This is a genomic window from Microbulbifer sp. ABF4_148, assembly GCF_056158985.1.
In genome coordinates, this window is sequence record NZ_JBSWUI010000001.1 from 2,706,264 (window position 1) to 2,725,893 (window position 19,630).

Below are 19,630 nucleotides of genomic sequence, written 5' to 3' on the forward strand. Positions count from 1 at the left end.
TTGTATTAATTTGTGACTTGCGCCGTGGCCTTGTTGGCTTCCTTGGTCGACAGGCCGATAAAGTCGGAGAGAATATACCCCGCCTCGTTCAGTATCGGATCATCCTCCAGTGTGATTTCCACTGGACCACCGATCGCAGCGGTATCCTCGGACTCGCTCTTTTCATACGCCTCAAAGTTTTCGTAGGGATCGAGGCCCTTCGAAGTGCGGCGACGATTTTCCATTTCCAGCAGCTTGTCGTTCACGGCCACACGCTCAGACTCTCGCTCCTGTTCGTTGAGGGAGACAAATTTCCGGTTTGCACGATCGCTTTCAAACTGGAACTGCTCCCGCAGGAAGATAAAGTCCGGATCCGCGGCAGTACGCTCGTTGTGCTTGCGCACGATACCCGGAATCAGGTCTTTGAGTTTGAAGTATTTGGCGTGCGGCACGGCGTGAATACGATCCCAGGGCAGGGCGGTATCGTAGACACTCTCGCCCACGCTCTCGGCATCAATCAGCTGCGGCATGGGAATGTCCGGGGACACACCGGCGTGTTGTGTACTGTCTCCCGATACCCGGTAGAACTTGGACTGGGTAATCTTCAGCTGACCCTCTTTAAGCGGTGCCATCGTCTGCACAGTACCCTTACCGAAGGACTGGTTACCCACCACGAGACCGCGATTGTAATCCTGGATCGCTCCCGCAAAAATCTCGGAGGCCGATGCGGACAGTCTGTTGATCAGCACGACCAGCGGACCGCGATACATCGCGCGTGAACGCGAACGATTGTGACGCGAGATCTGCTCATTGGCATGACGGATCTGCACGACCGGCCCCTGATCAATGAACAGGTCGGTCAGCATGGTCGCTTCCTGCAGGGAACCGCCACCATTGTTCCGCAGGTCGAGGATGATACCGTCGACCTTTTCCTTTTGCAGCTCTGCGAGCAAGCGCGCGACGTCACGGGTCGTGCTCTTGTAGTTCGGGTCGCGACGGCGGTAGGCCTCAAAGTCGATGTAGAACGTCGGCAGATTGATGACGCCCACTTTGTAGTTCTTCTCGCCGTCAGAAAACTCAAATATGGCCTTCTTGGCTGCCTGGTCCTCGAGCTTCACCTTGCTGCGCTTGATCAGTACCGTACGATGGGTGCCATCGCCACCCGTCGGGATAGTCTCCAGACGAACGTAGGTGCCGGCAGAGCCACGAATGAGGTCCACAACGTCATCCAGTCGCCAGCCAATCACGTCAACCATCTCGCCTTCTTTGTCCTGACCGACGGCGACGATCTTGTCATTGGGCTTGATCTTGCCGCTGCGGTCCGCGGGACCCCCTGCGACCAATCGGGCGACCTTGGTGTACTCGTCCTCGAGCTGCAGCACGGCGCCAATGCCCTCGAGGGACAGGGACATGCTCATGTTGAAGTTTTCCAGCGAGCGCGGGGACAAATAGTTACTGTGCGGGTCATACAGGCGGGTGAGCGAGTTCATATAGAGCTCGAACACGTCGTCGCTGGACTGTTGGTCGATCCGCTTTAGCTGGCCCTGGTATCGACGGGTCAGCAGGTCACGAATCTCTTCGTCTGATTTTTCTGTCAGGCGCAGATTGAGAACGCTCGATTTCAGGCGTTTGCGCCAAAGGTCATCGGCCTCACTGATGGAGTTTGGCCACTCGCTTTCCTCGCGATCGAGCATCAGGGATTCCTGCCGCGCGAAATCGAAATCCGGCAAGCCCTTATCAAGCTGCGCGAGGATATTGTTGAGTCGGTCGGTCACGCGAAGCCGGTAACGGTTGTAGATCTGGAAACCCGTATCGACGTTGCCGCTACGCAGTTGTTCATCCAGCTTGTTGCGATGCTGGCTGAACTCATCAATGTCCGACTGCAGGAAATAGCTCTTGGTAGGGTCGAGCGCAGAGATGTACTCATCCCAGAGCTGTGCCGACATTTCATCGCCGACACGCTGCTTGTTGTAATGCAGCATTTCGAGCTTATCGATGATTTCCTTGGCCGTTGCCCCCTGGCCTTCCTCCGGCTGGACTTTCTCCGCCTCAGCGAAGCTGAAGCTGGACATCAAAGTCACGAGGGTAAACAGGAAGCTGGAGAGCAGAGCTGTGGTCCGGTTGGTAAGCATAGAGAGTCTCTTTATACGTCCTACTTCAAGCGCACATGGGCATGGCAAAGCGCCAAGCCCTCGACGGCGACTTATAGCTTAGGACAAGTATAAAGGCTGAAAGCTCCGAAAGGCATGAAATGGATCTGATATGAGGCAGATCGTGTCTTCTAGCCGATATTTTGTCCAATTCTATTGCGCCTAATTCCGGAAATCAGAGCAAATATCCCAAGGATTGACCGACTGGTTCTCTCAATCGGGCGTCTATGTGGCGGTTCCTGCCTGCGCAGGTCATACCCCATGGGCATCTAGGAAGCAGTATCCGGCGAACCGTCAGTTTCATGAAAGAACCCGGTATACCCATCGACGACTACGTCAACCCGGGCCACGCAGATTAGCCTTGCTCGAAAACGCACCGTACTAATACAAGAACGAAGCGGTCTGGGTTTGCTGTTGCTCGAGCGTACCGCCGCCATGTTTGGCATTACCGTGAGTCTTTAGCCTTAGAATGCAAGCTCGAATTCGGTATTGAAAACGACCCCGTTACCGCCACGGGAGAATGGCACGCTGTTATAGCCAACTGGTGAATCGTCTGTATAGAGCGCCTGAATTGTCCAGCGTACCTCCTTTCGCTTGAACGGATAGTACTTAAATCCAAATGCCAGATCCCAGGGATTGCCGTATTCCCCGTTGATCTTCGATCCAGACAAATACATTTGCAGGGTCTTTGGGATCAACATGGTTGACCCTTGCAGCTGAAAGCCATGATCGTGAAGGCTATCGACGGGCAAAGGAGTGTTGGTATCGTTGAGGATAATCGTCCTGAAATCGTCCACTTTACGCCAGAAGTATTCCGCGTCCAGGGAATAACCGCAATATTTGATGCCCGCGTTGACCGCAGCCATTGCATAAGTCGCTTTACGAATGTTTACACCAACGTCGAATGGATCGGGGGAAAAGATCCTCGTGCCGTCAGATAGTCGAATTTGACTGTTATCGAAGCTATTCACTTCGGGCTGACCCTGGGCGTCTTCTCGACTGCGGGTGAGATGGAGGCCGAATAGGGTCGCCAGATCAGTATGCATTTCGAAGTCACCAAACCCCTTCCCGGGACCAAACTCGCCCGTTGTCGGCATCCACTGCAACATGCCTGACCAGGTATCGAAGCTATCGTCGAGCTCATCCGCATCGACACCCAACTGGCTGAGGTTATTGCCAACCATAACGCGGTACTCAAGTTTGTCGACCGCTTCTCCCCACGCCCAGATCCCGGTCGTATAGGAGCCTCGAAAAAATTCGTCGCCAATGGTCCGGTGATCTACACGAAGCCAGGTAGGGAAGTTACCGCTGGTGGATCGGGTTGTCGGGAGCGCATTGATACCTGCTCCGAGTTTGAACTGATCATTGAATAGATAGGAGAGGTAACCCGCAACGACAACTTGTGCCGATTGACCCTGATTCGAATTGCTCGTCCAAGTGTAAAAGCGATAGTTAAATTTTGGATCGAAGATCCAGCCCTTGAAGGTGAGGTTAACCTTTTGCAGTTGCATTTGATTGCGAATGCTAACGGGAAATGTTCTGCCGAAGCTGTCCGTATATTCAGGTTCCAAATCGTCCTGATCGAGATAGCGAACGTAAGAAAAGATACTCAGGCCGACTTCACCCAGAGAGGATCTCAAGAGGACAAACCCTTTGCCTGGCTCATACTTTCCCCAACTTTCGGGCTGGTAGTAGGGTTCAGGGTACGAACGGCCGGTATCGGGCCTGTCGTGAGCGAGAGCTGCTTCGGTTTGGGCCTGACGTATTTCTAGCTCATCGATACGCGTATCCCGTTCATGAATTTCTCGTTCCAGCTCTTTCTGCCTCTTTTCCAGCTCGCGCACACGCGCATCAACTTCTGCGTCTTGCGCAAAACCTGAGCTGACAGATACTGCTGTTACCAGACTGACGACCAGGCGTTGGGTCCATATAGGCATATTCGACAACCGTGAGTCAGCGTTTCTTGTTCTCGATATTGGCCTTTTCCCAGGCGCGGACTTTTTTTGCAGCAGCGTCAAAAAGTCGATTGAAGTTGCCTTTCAGGATTTTTTCCTTGGTCTCAGGCTGTACCAGGGCAAATATCGGATCCCACATATGGAATACACTGAGTTGTGCTTGCTTGTCTTTTGGCGCGACGGTATCTGTACCGAAAAGAAATCGATCTGGATGACGATCGAGTAGGGCGGCGGTTTTTTTGATCGATTCGGGGGTTGCAATCGCATATTTCGCAACCTCATCCCATGAAATGTCAAAATTGACATGACTAAACCGTGGATCATCGAGAATTGACTCAACAATTTCGAAATGTCTCGGGGGGCGAATGTGTGAGGGCGCTTCTGTCGCCTGATCTCCTGGCGGATGCACTACGCGTCCAAGGCCCGTATGTGCCCAGATGATGCTTGTGCTGGAATGACGCGCCAGCAAATCTTTCATTTGTGTCAGATAGATCGGCTCCTTGTCATCTTTGGCAAAAGGCATATCCAAATCGTTATGGATAATCACCAGCAATCCGGTTTCACCCGCAAAATTTAGCACCGTATCCATCGCCGGGTTCGTGAGGCTCGCGATATTGCCCGCGACCTTGGACGATACAAACTCTTTGTGGATAGTGAACTCACCGATACCGGTAAACACGCCCGGGAACATTTCCAATACACGACGAATGTGGTCAGCGGCATACATATCAGCAGGGTTAAACCCTGTGATCATTGGCTCCAGTCGCGCCTGCTGCGCTTTTGATAGCGACAGATACGCATGAGCGATAACTGCATCGGTATAGGAGTAGTAATAAAGTGGCGCATCACTTTCCAGATAATATGTGGGGGCAAAATTTGCGGAGTTTTGATAGGACCACGTTTGTTGTAGTGGAATGCCGAACAGTGTCGAGCGTCCGATCTGGTCCCCCATGATTTCGAGATACTTGTGTATATCCGTGCCACGCTGAATATAGTTTGTCAGATGAAAGTGCGCGTCATTGAATAGATACTTGTCGTCGCGGGCCTCGGCTGTCGGAGATGCAACCATTGGGGAGAGCAAGGCGACGAGCAGGGCCGCGTAAAGTACGCCGCGGCAGCAATTAGTGCGATTCATTGTGCGTCCTAGCATGTTTGCATGTCAGGCGTTTTCCATTGCCTGAACCAGACCAAAATTAAGGCCCAAATAGAATAGCTGAAGAAATAGGGCATTCGGATGTCCAACTGCCAGAACTTCACGAGCAGGCCATAGACGGCCTCTTTGACACTCAGTGGCATCACATCAAAGTGACAGGACGAGGCGGGTTAAGGTTGGGCTTCTTTGACGCATAGTCAGGGGATACGATACTTTTCTGCCAGCCGTTCGATCTCTGCCTTGTTTCCTGAGTGGTTTGGGCAGTCTGATCTGTACCAGAGGGCGGAATCCGCCACGCTGTCTGTGGGGCTGGCTTTCTTTACATGCCAGCAGCGATCTCCTTGCCGTACAACGCGCTGTCCGGAAGCGTCGAAATAATGGGTCTCTGTCGGTACCGTATAGCCACGCGTTTTGCGATGCTGCGACAGTTGTGTTTTGCGTCTCGGGTCGAAGACGGTCGAACGTGATTTGGCGCCATCGATGGGCGTGTTTGACTCCCTCGGCGTGGCTTGTGAACGCTCTGAGTCAGGGGGCGCGGTTTGTGGATTCTGTGTAGACGCGCGCTCGCTGATTTCCCCTGTGGGTTGGCGCTGCTGCTTGCCACTGTTTTGTTGGGCGTGTTGGCTTCGCTGAAGTTCAGTCTCGCGCGCAGTATGATTCGGCTGATGAGACCTGAGTTTGCCCGATGGGTCCATTTGTTGTGGACCGGTTTCCACGGTCGCTTGTCGGGGATCGGGAAGCGCTGCCGGTACGGATGCGCTTTGTCGTACCAATGCAACCTGAACAGGGTTCGTATTGGTCAGCGAATTTTCGGGTATCGCCATGCGCCATTCCACGGGCAACCAAATCAGTGCAACGTGGATAGCGAGCGCAACCGCAAGAGAGGCTGCCATGGGAATGCTGGCAGAAGCGTTTCGAGAAAAGCGCAACAGGAAGATCTTTGAGTTAATGGTGGAGCGACTGATCGGACCAGTGTGTAGCCTGTAAGTTCATTGAATTGTCCATCACGTGTAGAGTATTCGATGACGCTAACAATCTTTACGGCTCAAGGGTCCGTCCACCGCTTGCCCTCACGCTAGTTCGCATAATATGGGTGTTATGGTCATCGCAGGCCGCCGGTAGACTTTCCCGCCGGCGGTCTATGGCGGCGGCAAAGCCGATCGGAAGCCGCGCATAATGCCTTTGCGTGGCGGACGATTTAGCCATAATGCAGATTATGCGACCGTTGACGGTTTTTCCGTCAACGGTTACTGGGTCACTTATACGCTTGTCTGGTTAGCCGCCCCGGAGGGGCTGCATAGACCTAGTGTCGGAGCAGCGGCCAGACAGGCCGCCGGGGGGTACCCGAAGGGTAGGAGGGGGCGGAGCCCCCTAGTTAACATCTTCACTGTCACTGTCTTTCCGCCTTCTTGGTAGGAAGCCGAGAAGAGTACTCGTTGGTGAGATGCTGTCATGTTTGGGGCTATATATTCGTCCGGGATGCATGGCGATGGCAGCTAAGGTTCGATCGATTAAGTTGAGCGTTCCATCTTTACTAGAAGAGTCGCTTTCCATTGCCATTAGTTGTGTTTTGTAGCCTTCAAATGATTTTGAGATTGCTTCTTTATGTGCATAGTCCTCTTCTAATCTCAAGGCTTGGCTATGTCGGATTCCTGCGTATATTGCCATCCATATTATCGGTGCAGCAAAGGGGAGGCGCCCAAGGAGATATGAGCTTAAGCTTGTGTTTTTTTCAGCCAACTCCATTGTTATTGGGTCCATGTGAGCTACGACCATGAGAAGTATCATTGCTACAACGAAGGTGACTCCCCAGACCTGAATAGGGGTCTTGAATGACTCTTTGCGATCTTTGAAGGCGCTTGCAAGCCCTGCACTAGTCGCCCCAGGAAGCAATGCTTCGATTTGTGCTTCTCTATCCCTTGTTCTCTCGACTAGATCTATGTAGTTAGATTCCTGAGCTTCCAGAGAGTCACTTAGGTTTTCCCAGTCTCTTAGGTTGTCGGAGGCTGTAGTATATGCACCTTGCGCATTGTCTCGATAATGCTCTACCTCTTTGAGTATTTCTTCAATCGAGTATTTCCAGGTTTGGCTCTCCTCACTGGAAGTGGCAATGGATTCTTGATCTGTAGACGCCTTCCTGATGATGCCTTCCAGCTCTGCCCTTTTTCTCTCTATTTCCGCAAGCTCTTCTTCTAAGCGCTGCCGTAGAGCCTCGATATCTTCTATGACTTCTTCTTCCATCCCTTTCCCTTTTGGTTATTCAGGCCTTTGCCCATTCATTCTTAGCTTTTTCTATGAACTCAGATTTTACTTTGCTCATATAGCCTACTGTTCCATTGCCTATGATTATCTGTGAGCGGTTGTCGTGCTCAAGGATGCTATAGTGACTCTTCAATGCTTTGACTAGCTTTCCTTCACAGCCACAACATTTTACCTGTGTAGCTGCTGTTATGGTTTCTAAGTCTTCATTCCACCATACTCGCCTGCACTTCCCTATGCATGCCCAGTCGGGAGGCGTTTGTCTGCTAGTAATGATGTGGTGATAAGCTGTTTCCAGAACTTGCATAGCTACTCGATACTTATGGATTTCGTACCGGTGTATGTATCACCGGTACTTAGTCTCATGGGTGAGACTCTTAGGTTTCTTTGTCTTCTTCAGGTGGGAGAGCAGGGGCCGGCCCCTCAGTCCATACCCTGACATTCGGCCATGTTTTGTTTTCATCGGTGAAGGCCTGTTCCAGCCCTGTCGCGATACAATACTTGTCGATCACATCGATAAGCACCCGCTTATTGTTTTCAGGCAGTTGCATCACTCGCTCGACTGATGCCTTAAGCACGGCATCTATGCCTGTCTTATTTGGATCCATTAGCAACGTATCTGCTGAGCACCCTAGAGCGTTAACTAGTTTGTAGATGCTCGACAGCTTGGGGTCTGCCGTCTCGTTCTCGAGCTTTGGTATATGGGTTGTTTTTAGGTCTGCAGCCTTTGCTAGCTGCGCCTGAGTCCACCCTTTATCCCTTCTAAGCCTCTTAAGATTTTCCCCGAAGGACATTTTTAGCTCCACTATATACCCTGTAAGCATGATTCTAATCCCCTGTTTGTGCCCTGTAGGGTTGATAGTGCCCTGTAGGGGTGGTAAAAACTACCCTCTAGGCATATTGACAGGGTTTTGGTCTCAAGTGGAACTCGCTCTTTTTGACACGTCGAAGGAGTTTGAGCACGCCGGTATGATCGACTGGCTGACGCTCAAGATCGACCTGTGTCATCTACCTGAGCCTGTTGTTCGTCAGCTCCAGTCCCTCAACTCTATGATCTTTAAGGTCAATGCCCTGTCTGGCGAAGTCGACTGGCAGACTTTCGCATGGGAGTCCGTCCGATCAGATACCCACCAGGTCTGCTTCAGGGTAGGGGGCGAGTTTCACATTCAGGGCAGTCCCGCTCGGGTCGGTTTACCTAACAATGTCTTTGGTGCTTTGGATATCCGTTACTGCGCGGCCAAGATGATTGCTTTTGCTCGCGATTACCTAAAGCTCCCAGGTTTACCACCGCTCGAGTTTTGGAGCTGTTCTCGTATCGACGTTACTCGTAACTACTTGATGCAATCTGAAGCAGAAGCTCGTCAGGCTTTGGCATATCTAAAGCAGTCTCCAGAGAGTCGCCAGAAGCATTCATTTGAGTCCCAGGGATTCTATATCGGCAAGGGTTCTAGCTTGCAGCGTGGCAAGATTTACTTAAAGGGCCAGGACGCAAAGCGCTGTAAGCGCGCGGGGAGGGCAGATTACACAGAAGATCAGCTAGCCAAGTCACAGAGACTTTTACGTGCAGAACACACCTTAGCCAGACATTTGATTCGCAGGCTTAGAGAGCGTCATAACATCCATTGGTACCAGTTAACTCCGGACTATTTATTGAAGCTACATGACGCCTATTTTAGTGATTATTTTAGTGACATTGAGGTGACAGATATGAGCACTGTTTTAGAGAAGCTATCGCAAGTTGCGCCCACCGAGGGGCAAGCTAAAGCTGCATATGATTGCTATGTTCGCATTCGTATGACCGGCTATGAGCAAGCTAAGGAGACCTTCACCAAGGCTTCTTGGTATCGACACATTCACCACTTGAAGGCTGCAGGTTTCAAGCGCGCAGACCTCCAGATGATCAACGTTATTCCACTTCAGAAGCGAGCTATCAAGGTTGCCGAGCCTGTTCGTCACTGGGACGAGATTCGGGTGGCCTGATCATGCTGACTATCACAGGAGAGGTTCGCAAGATTCTGGACGATAGCTACACCGACAAGCGCACCAAGAAGACTGTTAAGCAAGCCGTTCTGGTTCTTGAGCCAGATACTCAGGCTCAGAACTTTGAGATCAAGCTAACCAGCGTGCAGCTCGATTCTGGGGTTCAGGCTGATTGGCAAGATCTTGTCGGCAAGAAAGCTTCGGTAGCAGTCTCGCTATACGTCAACTACGAGTACAAGTTTCATCGATACACCGCACTAACTGGCCAACCCATAATCTGAGGGCTTAAGCATGGATAGGATGTCTAATCAGCAGTTACAGGATTTGCTCACTCGCTCGTTTCACTTTACACATATCAAGCCGATCACCCCGATGCATGCCAAGATAGGCATCAAGAGGGTGGTCGCAGTAATTCTCAATGAGGTCGGCAGTCCGGAAGTTGGCTTGGCCGATGAGCCTGGTACTGATGAAATAGAGATTTATCGCCTTGATCAGCTCCAGATTTCACCAATAGAGGTTCCTGCACAGGTGCGCATAGAGGCGCAGGCGCAAGCTGCGCCATGCGCACTGAGCACACATTGATAACCACCCTGCACCAATACTCAGTTCGCATAATATGGGTGTTATGGTCATCGCAGGCCGCCGGTAGACTTTCCCGCCGGCGGTCTATGGCGGCGGCAAAGCCGATCGGAAGCCGCGCATAATGCCTTTGCGTGGCGGACGATTTAGCCATAATGCAGATTATGCGACCGTTGACGGTTTTTCCGTCAACGGTTACTGGGTCACTTATACGCTTGTCTGGTTAGCCGCCCCGGAGGGGCTGCATAGACCTAGTGTCGGAGCAGCGGCCAGACAGGCCGCCGGGGGGTACCCGAAGGGTAGGAGGGGGCGGAGCCCCCTAGTTAACATCTTCACTGTCACTGTCTTTCCGCCTTCTTGGTAGGAAGCCGAGAAGAGTACTCGTTGGTGAGATGCTGTCATGTTTGGGGCTATATATTCGTCCGGGATGCATGGCGATGGCAGCTAAGGTTCGATCGATTAAGTTGAGCGTTCCATCTTTACTAGAAGAGTCGCTTTCCATTGCCATTAGTTGTGTTTTGTAGCCTTCAAATGATTTTGAGATTGCTTCTTTATGTGCATAGTCCTCTTCTAATCTCAAGGCTTGGCTATGTCGGATTCCTGCGTATATTGCCATCCATATTATCGGTGCAGCAAAGGGGAGGCGCCCAAGGAGATATGAGCTTAAGCTTGTGTTTTTTTCAGCCAACTCCATTGTTATTGGGTCCATGTGAGCTACGACCATGAGAAGTATCATTGCTACAACGAAGGTGACTCCCCAGACCTGAATAGGGGTCTTGAATGACTCTTTGCGATCTTTGAAGGCGCTTGCAAGCCCTGCACTAGTCGCCCCAGGAAGCAATGCTTCGATTTGTGCTTCTCTATCCCTTGTTCTCTCGACTAGATCTATGTAGTTAGATTCCTGAGCTTCCAGAGAGTCACTTAGGTTTTCCCAGTCTCTTAGGTTGTCGGAGGCTGTAGTATATGCACCTTGCGCATTGTCTCGATAATGCTCTACCTCTTTGAGTATTTCTTCAATCGAGTATTTCCAGGTTTGGCTCTCCTCACTGGAAGTGGCAATGGATTCTTGATCTGTAGACGCCTTCCTGATGATGCCTTCCAGCTCTGCCCTTTTTCTCTCTATTTCCGCAAGCTCTTCTTCTAAGCGCTGCCGTAGAGCCTCGATATCTTCTATGACTTCTTCTTCCATCCCTTTCCCTTTTGGTTATTCAGGCCTTTGCCCATTCATTCTTAGCTTTTTCTATGAACTCAGATTTTACTTTGCTCATATAGCCTACTGTTCCATTGCCTATGATTATCTGTGAGCGGTTGTCGTGCTCAAGGATGCTATAGTGACTCTTCAATGCTTTGACTAGCTTTCCTTCACAGCCACAACATTTTACCTGTGTAGCTGCTGTTATGGTTTCTAAGTCTTCATTCCACCATACTCGCCTGCACTTCCCTATGCATGCCCAGTCGGGAGGCGTTTGTCTGCTAGTAATGATGTGGTGATAAGCTGTTTCCAGAACTTGCATAGCTACTCGATACTTATGGATTTCGTACCGGTGTATGTATCACCGGTACTTAGTCTCATGGGTGAGACTCTTAGGTTTCTTTGTCTTCTTCAGGTGGGAGAGCAGGGGCCGGCCCCTCAGTCCATACCCTGACATTCGGCCATGTTTTGTTTTCATCGGTGAAGGCCTGTTCCAGCCCTGTCGCGATACAATACTTGTCGATCACATCGATAAGCACCCGCTTATTGTTTTCAGGCAGTTGCATCACTCGCTCGACTGATGCCTTAAGCACGGCATCTATGCCTGTCTTATTTGGATCCATTAGCAACGTATCTGCTGAGCACCCTAGAGCGTTAACTAGTTTGTAGATGCTCGACAGCTTGGGGTCTGCCGTCTCGTTCTCGAGCTTTGGTATATGGGTTGTTTTTAGGTCTGCAGCCTTTGCTAGCTGCGCCTGAGTCCACCCTTTATCCCTTCTAAGCCTCTTAAGATTTTCCCCGAAGGACATTTTTAGCTCCACTATATACCCTGTAAGCATGATTCTAATCCCCTGTTTGTGCCCTGTAGGGTTGATAGTGCCCTGTAGGGGTGGTAAAAACTACCCTCTAGGCATATTGACAGGGTTTTGGTCTCAAGTGGAACTCGCTCTTTTTGACACGTCGAAGGAGTTTGAGCACGCCGGTATGATCGACTGGCTGACGCTCAAGATCGACCTGTGTCATCTACCTGAGCCTGTTGTTCGTCAGCTCCAGTCCCTCAACTCTATGATCTTTAAGGTCAATGCCCTGTCTGGCGAAGTCGACTGGCAGACTTTCGCATGGGAGTCCGTCCGATCAGATACCCACCAGGTCTGCTTCAGGGTAGGGGGCGAGTTTCACATTCAGGGCAGTCCCGCTCGGGTCGGTTTACCTAACAATGTCTTTGGTGCTTTGGATATCCGTTACTGCGCGGCCAAGATGATTGCTTTTGCTCGCGATTACCTAAAGCTCCCAGGTTTACCACCGCTCGAGTTTTGGAGCTGTTCTCGTATCGACGTTACTCGTAACTACTTGATGCAATCTGAAGCAGAAGCTCGTCAGGCTTTGGCATATCTAAAGCAGTCTCCAGAGAGTCGCCAGAAGCATTCATTTGAGTCCCAGGGATTCTATATCGGCAAGGGTTCTAGCTTGCAGCGTGGCAAGATTTACTTAAAGGGCCAGGACGCAAAGCGCTGTAAGCGCGCGGGGAGGGCAGATTACACAGAAGATCAGCTAGCCAAGTCACAGAGACTTTTACGTGCAGAACACACCTTAGCCAGACATTTGATTCGCAGGCTTAGAGAGCGTCATAACATCCATTGGTACCAGTTAACTCCGGACTATTTATTGAAGCTACATGACGCCTATTTTAGTGATTATTTTAGTGACATTGAGGTGACAGATATGAGCACTGTTTTAGAGAAGCTATCGCAAGTTGCGCCCACCGAGGGGCAAGCTAAAGCTGCATATGATTGCTATGTTCGCATTCGTATGACCGGCTATGAGCAAGCTAAGGAGACCTTCACCAAGGCTTCTTGGTATCGACACATTCACCACTTGAAGGCTGCAGGTTTCAAGCGCGCAGACCTCCAGATGATCAACGTTATTCCACTTCAGAAGCGAGCTATCAAGGTTGCCGAGCCTGTTCGTCACTGGGACGAGATTCGGGTGGCCTGATCATGCTGACTATCACAGGAGAGGTTCGCAAGATTCTGGACGATAGCTACACCGACAAGCGCACCAAGAAGACTGTTAAGCAAGCCGTTCTGGTTCTTGAGCCAGATACTCAGGCTCAGAACTTTGAGATCAAGCTAACCAGCGTGCAGCTCGATTCTGGGGTTCAGGCTGATTGGCAAGATCTTGTCGGCAAGAAAGCTTCGGTAGCAGTCTCGCTATACGTCAACTACGAGTACAAGTTTCATCGATACACCGCACTAACTGGCCAACCCATAATCTGAGGGCTTAAGCATGGATAGGATGTCTAATCAGCAGTTACAGGATTTGCTCACTCGCTCGTTTCACTTTACACATATCAAGCCGATCACCCCGATGCATGCCAAGATAGGCATCAAGAGGGTGGTCGCAGTAATTCTCAATGAGGTCGGCAGTCCGGAAGTTGGCTTGGCCGATGAGCCTGGTACTGATGAAATAGAGATTTATCGCCTTGATCAGCTCCAGATTTCACCAATAGAGGTTCCTGCACAGGTGCGCATAGAGGCGCAGGCGCAAGCTGCGCCATGCGCACTGAGCACACATTGATAACCACCCTGCACCAATACTCAGTTCGCATAATATAGATTATGTTAAATTGGGTATTTGGTGATATATCGCTATCTCCTCCTGGGTATCCCTCGTTAGCCATCCTCACTAGTCCTGCATGGGCTGGTATCAGTCCAGAAACACCCGTCGAACCTGATCGGTATCACCGTATTCACGCAGCGTGTGGATCTTCCCATCACGTACGATCATCAGGAAATGATAAAGATTGTTATAGGTCTGGCCGTCCTGCATCTCTGCGAGACCCTCCATCTCGACTGCCACCCGGTCTCCCTGGAGGGTCCATCCTTGCATCGTGAACACGAGCCCGTTCTTCGAACTGTCACGTACAGACTGCATCAGTTGCAGTATGCCTTCCCGATCCATCTCTCCGGAGATCGGCAATCCTCCCTGTTGACCCATTGCGCGCCAGTTCACTTCTTCATGCAGGAGGGCCAGCGCGCCTTGTTTGTCCGCTTCTGAGAAGCAGCGCCAAAACGCCTCCACTACGCGTTGGTTGTCCTCCAGGCCCATTAGTTGACGTCCTGTACTTTCACCACCAGTTGCTCCCAGTTTTTCTGGTTCTCAAGGTCAAACTGGGCGCCTTCATCATTCGCCCACTGGAAACGCTTGACCGCGGGAGTATGGCTGGTGGCCTGATAAAGCCAGTAAGCCTCGGCTTTGAGGGCGTCGACGATGGGCCTGTCGATTGACTCGTACACCATCTTTTTGGTCGCATTGATCGAATGTGCGGGCCACAACGCAATCCGGTTTGCCAGATTTTCGACATATGGCCCGATTTCTTCCGGGTCCAGGGCCTTGTTGATGGTGCCGTAGGCTTCGGCTTCATCGGCGTCGAAGTCTCTCGCACTGAGGCAGATCTCCAAGGCGCGCCCCAGGCCTGCCTGGCGCGCCATGCGCGACGCGCCGCCGCCACAGGGCAAGATACCCATTGCGACTTCCATCTGCATCATGGTGTATTTGCCCCGGGCCGCAAAACGCATATCGAGGGCGAGGGCGAATTCATGGCCGCCTCCCCTCGCCATTCCCTCCAGCTTGGCAATGGTGGCCTGGGGTACTTTGCTCATGCGCTCGCAGACGGCTTGCAAGTCAAGCACTTCGGCCTCATCCCGCGCGATCGCCTCGGTCGGCATTTCCTTCAGTAAATCCGTGTCGTAGTGACACACCCAGATGTCGGGATTGGCCGATTGGAATACAACGACTTTTACGCCGCGATCATTCTCCAGCCGAAAGGCAAGTACATTGAGGTCCGCCAGCATTTGCTGGCCCTGCACGTTAACCGGTGGAAAATCGAATGTGACCCAGGCCACGGCATTTTTTACTTCGACAGAAAATGTTTGAAACCCTTCGTACGCCATGTTGTTTGCCCCTTAACCCAATGGTGCGGCGCCTGATGTGCGGCGCCTGTGCGTGGATGGGTTGAGTGTATATCTGTGGATTCGAGGCGAAGGGGTGGGAGGCGTTTTTTATATAATTATTTGGAATGAAACATGTAGACGTGCCCTATTCCCGGTCTCAGGACGTTGGCGTTAGGAGGTTTGGAGATTGGTATGTTGTAAACTGCGCTTCGCCTACACCGCTGACCTAACCGCGGAAGGCTCTGACCTAGCCGCTGAAGGCTCTAGCGCAAACGACGCGCTTCGACATGGTGTACGGCAGGCCAGGCGCAATGATCGGGACAGTGTGTATCGCTATACCGTTTAAGTGCGCTGAGCCAACAGCGATACAAGCGATGCGTCATCGTAGTTTTAGCGGGACACAGCGCACTCAGCGATAAGCTTCAAGAATGGCGGGAATCCGTGATTCGAGCCAATATTCCGGGCGCCAAAAAGCCCCAGAAACAAATCCTACATGCCCACCGCGTTCACTCACTTCGAGTGAGACCTGATCACTGACTTCATCGATCGATGGCACCGCCGTCTGGCAAATGAATGGGTCATCGAGCGCGTGGATAATTGTCGTGGGTCGCGCGATCTGATTGAGCAGCGGTTTACTTGAGGCGCGATTGTAATAGTCGATAACGTCCCGATAACCATGCAAGGGCGCGGTAAATGAATCGTCGAAGACTCTGAAATCACGGAATAGCCCGTTGTCCGATAGATCTGGCAGCGCCTCCGCCAGCTTCGGATCGATAGATTTACGGCGTAGGCTATCACGCAGGCTATTGAGTAAATGTCGCTGGTAGATCCGTGACAGACCCTGGCCAATGCGTCGGCTGCAGGCATGTAGATCAAGTGGTGCTGAGACCGAAACTGCGCCGCTTAACGGGCTGGCTGTCCCATCTTCGCCCAGCCATTTGAGTAGGACGTTCCCCCCCAATGAGTACCCTACTCCCAGCAATTTAGTTGCCGGGAACCGGGTTGTCAGCTGTTGGGCTAGCCAGCGAGGATCCTCGGAATCGCCACTGTGATATGCGCGGGGCAGCAGATTGGGTATGCCGCCACACCCGCGAAAATGCATCACGGCGGGCTGGAATCTGGCCTGCAATAAAGCGCTCATCACGCCCTGTACGTAAGCCGATTCCACTGATCCTTCCAGTCCATGCAGGATCAGTACAATCGGGCGATCAGGGTCATCGGTTAGTGGTTTCGGTGTATGCAGCGCGAGCCGATCACCATCCGGGGTGGCAAACCATTGACATTGGGTTTCGACCCAGGGATTGGGACGGTTGAATCTTGGAAACAGGGTCTGTAAGTGGCAGTTGCTGAGTCCGCGCGCGGGGTAAAACTGACTGGTCATGAGACGGGTCCAAACGCATTCGCGCGCTACTTTACGCGTTTTCTGCAGGAGAGAACACCGAAATTGCGGCCAATCCCAAAGTGGTTCTGAAGGTTGGCGCGCTGGCGACGCCGGGCAACTATTCCGACTGTGCCGCAGCGTTTTCCGGACGATCAACCGTTGCGTAAAGCCGGTAGTCACCGCCCTTGAGTAACAGGTACACCTGATAGGGCTTGAAGTTCTTTCCCTTGTACATACCGGGGCTGCCCTCTGGCATTCCGGGGACCGTCAGTCCAATGGCGCCCTCCGGCGGATTGGACAAAAACTGCCTGATCAATCGTGCGGGAACATGGCCTTCAAACACGTACTCGTTATTCCAGACACCCGTGTGGCATCCATGGAGGCCATCTGGGATACCCCAGCTGCCCTTGAATTGACTCATTTCCTTGGTGCTTTGGTTCAGCGTGATGGTCGAGAATCCGGACTCTTCCAGATGATCCATCCAGTCCTTGCAGCAGAAGCAAAACCGATGCTTGTGCACGGTCAGTGAGATATCGCGAACCGCGTCTTCCGATGCGTGCGTACCAGCGGAGAGAAAGCCCAGGATCAGGGCCGCTATGAGACCCCAGATTCGATAATTAGCATTCGGCATAGTGAATCGCGTAGTGTTTCTGAGGATCTGTCCATCGTGAGACCGGCTGGAAGCCGGACTCTTCCAGCAACTGCGAAAACCCCTCAACGGTATATTTGTGGCTGTTTTCTGTGTGAATGGTTTCCCCTTCTGCAAAGGATACCTGCTCTCCAGCAATTATGACGTTCTGTTCTGTCAGGCTGACCAGGTGCATTTCCACTCGTTGCCGAATGGGATGGAAAAAGGATCGATGTGCAAACAATTGCGTCTGGAAATTAGCCGCAAGCTCTCGATTGATCCGTTCCAACAGGTTCTTGTTAAATCGCGCCGTCACGTGGTCGCTATCATTGTAAGCGCGCTCGAGCACCACGGGATCCTTCACCAGATCCGTGCCAATGATGAGTCCGTCTCCGGCATGCAGTTGTTGGCGGAACGTTGTCAGCAAGCCGCGGGCGTCGTCCGGTTCAAAGTTGCCGATGGTCGAGCCAGGGAAAAAAATCACTTTGCGGCCAGGCACGCTGGACGGCAGTACCCCCCATTCTTTCGCTTGAGTAAAGTCCCCTACCCGCTCACTCACCTGAAGCTGCGGCAAGCGTTGCTCCAGTCGACCACGCGCTGACAGCAAGATTTCCGGTGAAATATCGATAGGAATATAGGTGTGCGGCAATTCAAGCGCGTGCAGTAACGGTTCCGCCTTGCTGCAGTTACCGGCGCCGGGTTCTATCAACGTGGCCTGCGGGCCTACCTGTGCCGCCATATCGCTCAGATGACAATCAAAAATCGCGGCCTCAGTCCGCGTCAGGTAGTAATCATCCAGCTCGCAAATTTGCTCGAAAATCTGTGAGCCCGCTTCATCATAGAGATACTTGCAAGGCAGTGTCTTTGACGTCGCGTTCAGCCCCGCGAGCACGTCTGCAAGAAATTCCCGATCGATCTCAGACTCCGACACTGGTGAAACAGCGGCCATATTCATACGAGATCTCCTGCCAAACGAACCCCGCTGAATTGCCAGGCCTGATGTGGATAGAAAAAGTTGCGATACGTCATGCGGATATGATCAGCCGGTGTTATGCACGAGCCACCGCGTAATACCTTTTGGTTGCACATAAATTTGCCGTTGTACTCGCCAACGGCATCTTTACTGGCCCTGAACCCCGGGTATGGCAAATAGGCGCTGGACGTCCATTCCCAAACATCACCGAGGAACTGAAAGTTCCCTGCAGGCGGCGCGGAAGGGTGGAAGTTTTGTTTTTCCAGCGTATTGGCATCCGCCAGTTCTCTCGGTTGGTGAAACTGACAAGCGGCAACTTCCCACTCGAACTCGGTGGGCAAACGCCGGTTACACCAGGTAGCAAAAGCGTCAGCCTCGTAAAAATTCAGGTGGCATACCGGCGCTGTGGGATCGAGGGGCTGGTGTCCTGCCAGAGTAAACTCTTGCCATATCCCGTGTTCGTGCGACCAATACAGAGGATGTTTGCACTGACTCGCCTGTAGATGGGCCCAACCGTCGGACAGCCAGAGTCGCGGCTCCGAGTAGCCGCCATCTTCAATAAACTCGAGGTATTCGGCATTGGTCGTGAGACGTGAAGCAATCTCAAAACCCGGTATGTGGTACCGATGCGCCGGACTTTCGTTATCAAAACTGAAACCGTTGCTGTCGTTGCCAATCCCGTACTCCCCTTCCGCAACCTGTAACCAGCGAAGGGGTGTATTTGGTGCGGCCCTGTCATCCGACAGAGTATCGGTATATTCAGGGCCAAGAGGATTGATCGACAGCGCGTGCTTGATATCGGTGAGGATCAACTCCTGGTGCTGCTGCTCGTGGTTCAGACCCAGCACGATCACGCCTGCCAACTCGGGCTCCATGGCGTCGTCCGTGATGAAGGCTTCCATGGCGTTATCGACATGGCGGCGATAGGCGAAGACCTCATCGAGACTTGGCCGGGAGAGCATGCCTCTATTTGGCCTGGAAAAGGGTTTACCCAGGCTGTTGTAGTAGGAGTTGAACAAGTGATGATAATGCGGATTGAAACAGCGATACCCGCGAACAGTAGGTATCAGGATGAACGTTTCAAAAAACCAGGAAGTGTGAGCGAGGTGCCATTTTGTGGGACTCGCATCCGGCATGGACTGTAACTGCATATCCTCTGGGGATAGCGGATCAACAAGGGATTCTGTGGCAGCACGGACACGCAAATAGTGATGCAATAGTGTCGATTGCTGCTCGAAGCGTACATCGGATTCCACAAATGTCATGCAAACGCCGTGATGATTCGGTTGTCACTACTCGGTTGCCACTACTGTGGGCTGGGTTCCTTCCATTGCACGGGACTTCGACGTGCATAGAAAATCACCTGTTTCAACGATCATACGCGTTTTCACGCCCAATCCGATGAAAATGCCGATACGTTCAGAATAATTGGCGTCGGATACTTCATG

22 protein-coding genes are annotated in these 19,630 nt (G+C 52.0%); 6 read left to right on the forward strand and 16 right to left on the reverse strand.

Features of this window, described 5'->3' with window-relative positions; translation table 11 throughout:
• Nucleotides 1-5 precede the first annotated feature (5 nt).
• The 7 genes from ACXAD0_RS11870 to ACXAD0_RS11900 all read right to left on the reverse strand — a co-directional run bounded on the left by ACXAD0_RS11870 (nucleotide 6) and on the right by ACXAD0_RS11900 (nucleotide 8,320).
• Nucleotides 6-2,111 carry a carboxy terminal-processing peptidase gene (locus ACXAD0_RS11870; protein ID WP_475088635.1) on the reverse strand — a complete coding sequence of 702 codons (2,106 nt, stop codon included), beginning with the start codon at nucleotides 2,109-2,111 and terminating at the stop codon, nucleotides 6-8.
• A gap of 482 nt (nucleotides 2,112-2,593) precedes the next feature.
• Nucleotides 2,594-4,066 (reverse strand): hypothetical protein, encoded by a 1,473-nt coding sequence (locus ACXAD0_RS11875; protein WP_475088637.1) that lies wholly within the window; start codon nucleotides 4,064-4,066, stop codon nucleotides 2,594-2,596.
• 16 nt (nucleotides 4,067-4,082) lie between these two features.
• Entirely contained in the window at nucleotides 4,083-5,219 is a 1,137-nt protein-coding gene (locus ACXAD0_RS11880; protein WP_475088639.1) for an amidohydrolase family protein, read from the reverse strand.
• A gap of 215 nt (nucleotides 5,220-5,434) precedes the next feature.
• Nucleotides 5,435-6,061: a hypothetical protein gene (locus ACXAD0_RS11885; protein WP_475088640.1), complete on the reverse strand. Its 627-nt coding sequence runs from the start codon at nucleotides 6,059-6,061 to the stop codon at nucleotides 5,435-5,437.
• 547 nt (nucleotides 6,062-6,608) lie between these two features.
• Nucleotides 6,609-7,478, reverse strand: a complete 870-nt coding sequence (locus ACXAD0_RS11890; protein ID WP_475088641.1) for a hypothetical protein — start codon at nucleotides 7,476-7,478, stop codon at nucleotides 6,609-6,611.
• 19 nt (nucleotides 7,479-7,497) lie between these two features.
• Nucleotides 7,498-7,803, reverse strand: coding sequence for a hypothetical protein (locus tag ACXAD0_RS11895; RefSeq protein WP_475088643.1), 306 nt, complete (start codon nucleotides 7,801-7,803; stop codon nucleotides 7,498-7,500).
• A gap of 70 nt (nucleotides 7,804-7,873) precedes the next feature.
• Entirely contained in the window at nucleotides 7,874-8,320 is a 447-nt protein-coding gene (locus ACXAD0_RS11900) for a helix-turn-helix domain-containing protein (RefSeq protein WP_475088644.1), read from the reverse strand.
• A 145-nt stretch (nucleotides 8,321-8,465) separates the two neighbouring features.
• Between ACXAD0_RS11900 and ACXAD0_RS11905 the strand changes: the two genes are divergently transcribed.
• From ACXAD0_RS11905 to ACXAD0_RS11915, 3 genes are read left to right on the forward strand one after another with little or no spacing between them, the layout of a single operon-like run.
• Complete coding sequence (locus ACXAD0_RS11905; protein ID WP_475088645.1) at nucleotides 8,466-9,476, forward strand: phage/plasmid replication protein, II/X family; 1,011 nt, start codon at nucleotides 8,466-8,468, stop codon at nucleotides 9,474-9,476.
• A 2-nt stretch (nucleotides 9,477-9,478) separates the two neighbouring features.
• Nucleotides 9,479-9,757, forward strand: coding sequence for a hypothetical protein (locus tag ACXAD0_RS11910; protein WP_475088646.1), 279 nt, complete (start codon nucleotides 9,479-9,481; stop codon nucleotides 9,755-9,757).
• Between the two features lie 19 nt (nucleotides 9,758-9,776).
• Nucleotides 9,777-10,058: a hypothetical protein gene (locus tag ACXAD0_RS11915; protein WP_475088647.1), complete on the forward strand. Its 282-nt coding sequence runs from the start codon at nucleotides 9,777-9,779 to the stop codon at nucleotides 10,056-10,058.
• 316 nt (nucleotides 10,059-10,374) lie between these two features.
• On the opposite strand, the gene ACXAD0_RS11920 is transcribed toward ACXAD0_RS11915, so the two are convergent.
• The 3 genes from ACXAD0_RS11920 to ACXAD0_RS11930 all read right to left on the reverse strand — a co-directional run bounded on the left by ACXAD0_RS11920 (nucleotide 10,375) and on the right by ACXAD0_RS11930 (nucleotide 12,086).
• Complete coding sequence (locus ACXAD0_RS11920) at nucleotides 10,375-11,244, reverse strand: hypothetical protein (protein ID WP_475088641.1); 870 nt, start codon at nucleotides 11,242-11,244, stop codon at nucleotides 10,375-10,377.
• Nucleotides 11,245-11,263: 19 nt separating this feature from the next.
• A complete protein-coding gene (locus tag ACXAD0_RS11925; protein ID WP_475088643.1) occupies nucleotides 11,264-11,569 on the reverse strand; it encodes a hypothetical protein in 306 nt (101 codons plus the stop codon).
• A gap of 70 nt (nucleotides 11,570-11,639) precedes the next feature.
• Nucleotides 11,640-12,086, reverse strand: coding sequence for a helix-turn-helix domain-containing protein (locus ACXAD0_RS11930; protein ID WP_475088644.1), 447 nt, complete (start codon nucleotides 12,084-12,086; stop codon nucleotides 11,640-11,642).
• Nucleotides 12,087-12,231: 145 nt separating this feature from the next.
• On the opposite strand from ACXAD0_RS11930, the gene ACXAD0_RS11935 reads away from it, so the two are divergent.
• The 3 genes from ACXAD0_RS11935 to ACXAD0_RS11945 are packed head-to-tail and all read left to right on the forward strand — an operon-like array spanning nucleotide 12,232 to nucleotide 13,824.
• Nucleotides 12,232-13,242 carry a phage/plasmid replication protein, II/X family gene (locus ACXAD0_RS11935; RefSeq protein WP_475088645.1) on the forward strand — a complete coding sequence of 337 codons (1,011 nt, stop codon included), beginning with the start codon at nucleotides 12,232-12,234 and terminating at the stop codon, nucleotides 13,240-13,242.
• A gap of 2 nt (nucleotides 13,243-13,244) precedes the next feature.
• The gene (locus ACXAD0_RS11940; RefSeq protein ID WP_475088646.1) at nucleotides 13,245-13,523 is read left to right on the forward strand and encodes a hypothetical protein; all 279 of its coding nucleotides are present in this window, start codon (nucleotides 13,245-13,247) and stop codon (nucleotides 13,521-13,523) included.
• Nucleotides 13,524-13,542: 19 nt separating this feature from the next.
• Entirely contained in the window at nucleotides 13,543-13,824 is a 282-nt protein-coding gene (locus ACXAD0_RS11945) for a hypothetical protein (RefSeq protein WP_475088647.1), read from the forward strand.
• 129 nt (nucleotides 13,825-13,953) lie between these two features.
• On the opposite strand, the gene ACXAD0_RS11950 is transcribed toward ACXAD0_RS11945, so the two are convergent.
• From ACXAD0_RS11950 to egtB, 6 genes are all read right to left on the reverse strand, one after another.
• Nucleotides 13,954-14,355 carry a nuclear transport factor 2 family protein gene (locus tag ACXAD0_RS11950; RefSeq protein ID WP_475088649.1) on the reverse strand — a complete coding sequence of 134 codons (402 nt, stop codon included), beginning with the start codon at nucleotides 14,353-14,355 and terminating at the stop codon, nucleotides 13,954-13,956.
• Nucleotides 14,355-15,200, reverse strand: a complete 846-nt coding sequence (locus ACXAD0_RS11955) for an enoyl-CoA hydratase/isomerase family protein (RefSeq protein WP_475088651.1) — start codon at nucleotides 15,198-15,200, stop codon at nucleotides 14,355-14,357. Before ACXAD0_RS11955 ends, ACXAD0_RS11950 begins: the two co-directional genes overlap by 1 nt.
• A gap of 409 nt (nucleotides 15,201-15,609) precedes the next feature.
• On the reverse strand, nucleotides 15,610-16,581 hold the full coding sequence (locus ACXAD0_RS11960; RefSeq protein ID WP_475088653.1) for a hydrolase: 972 nt from the start codon (nucleotides 16,579-16,581) through the stop codon (nucleotides 15,610-15,612).
• Nucleotides 16,582-16,699: 118 nt separating this feature from the next.
• Nucleotides 16,700-17,212 carry a DUF411 domain-containing protein gene (locus ACXAD0_RS11965; RefSeq protein ID WP_475088655.1) on the reverse strand — a complete coding sequence of 171 codons (513 nt, stop codon included), beginning with the start codon at nucleotides 17,210-17,212 and terminating at the stop codon, nucleotides 16,700-16,702.
• Entirely contained in the window at nucleotides 17,199-18,164 is a 966-nt protein-coding gene (gene egtD, locus ACXAD0_RS11970; RefSeq protein ID WP_475088657.1) for an L-histidine N(alpha)-methyltransferase, read from the reverse strand. Before egtD ends, ACXAD0_RS11965 begins: the two co-directional genes overlap by 14 nt.
• Nucleotides 18,161-19,447: an ergothioneine biosynthesis protein EgtB gene (gene egtB / locus ACXAD0_RS11975; protein ID WP_475088659.1), complete on the reverse strand. Its 1,287-nt coding sequence runs from the start codon at nucleotides 19,445-19,447 to the stop codon at nucleotides 18,161-18,163. Before egtB ends, egtD begins: the two co-directional genes overlap by 4 nt.
• Between the last annotated feature and the right edge of the window lie 183 nt (nucleotides 19,448-19,630).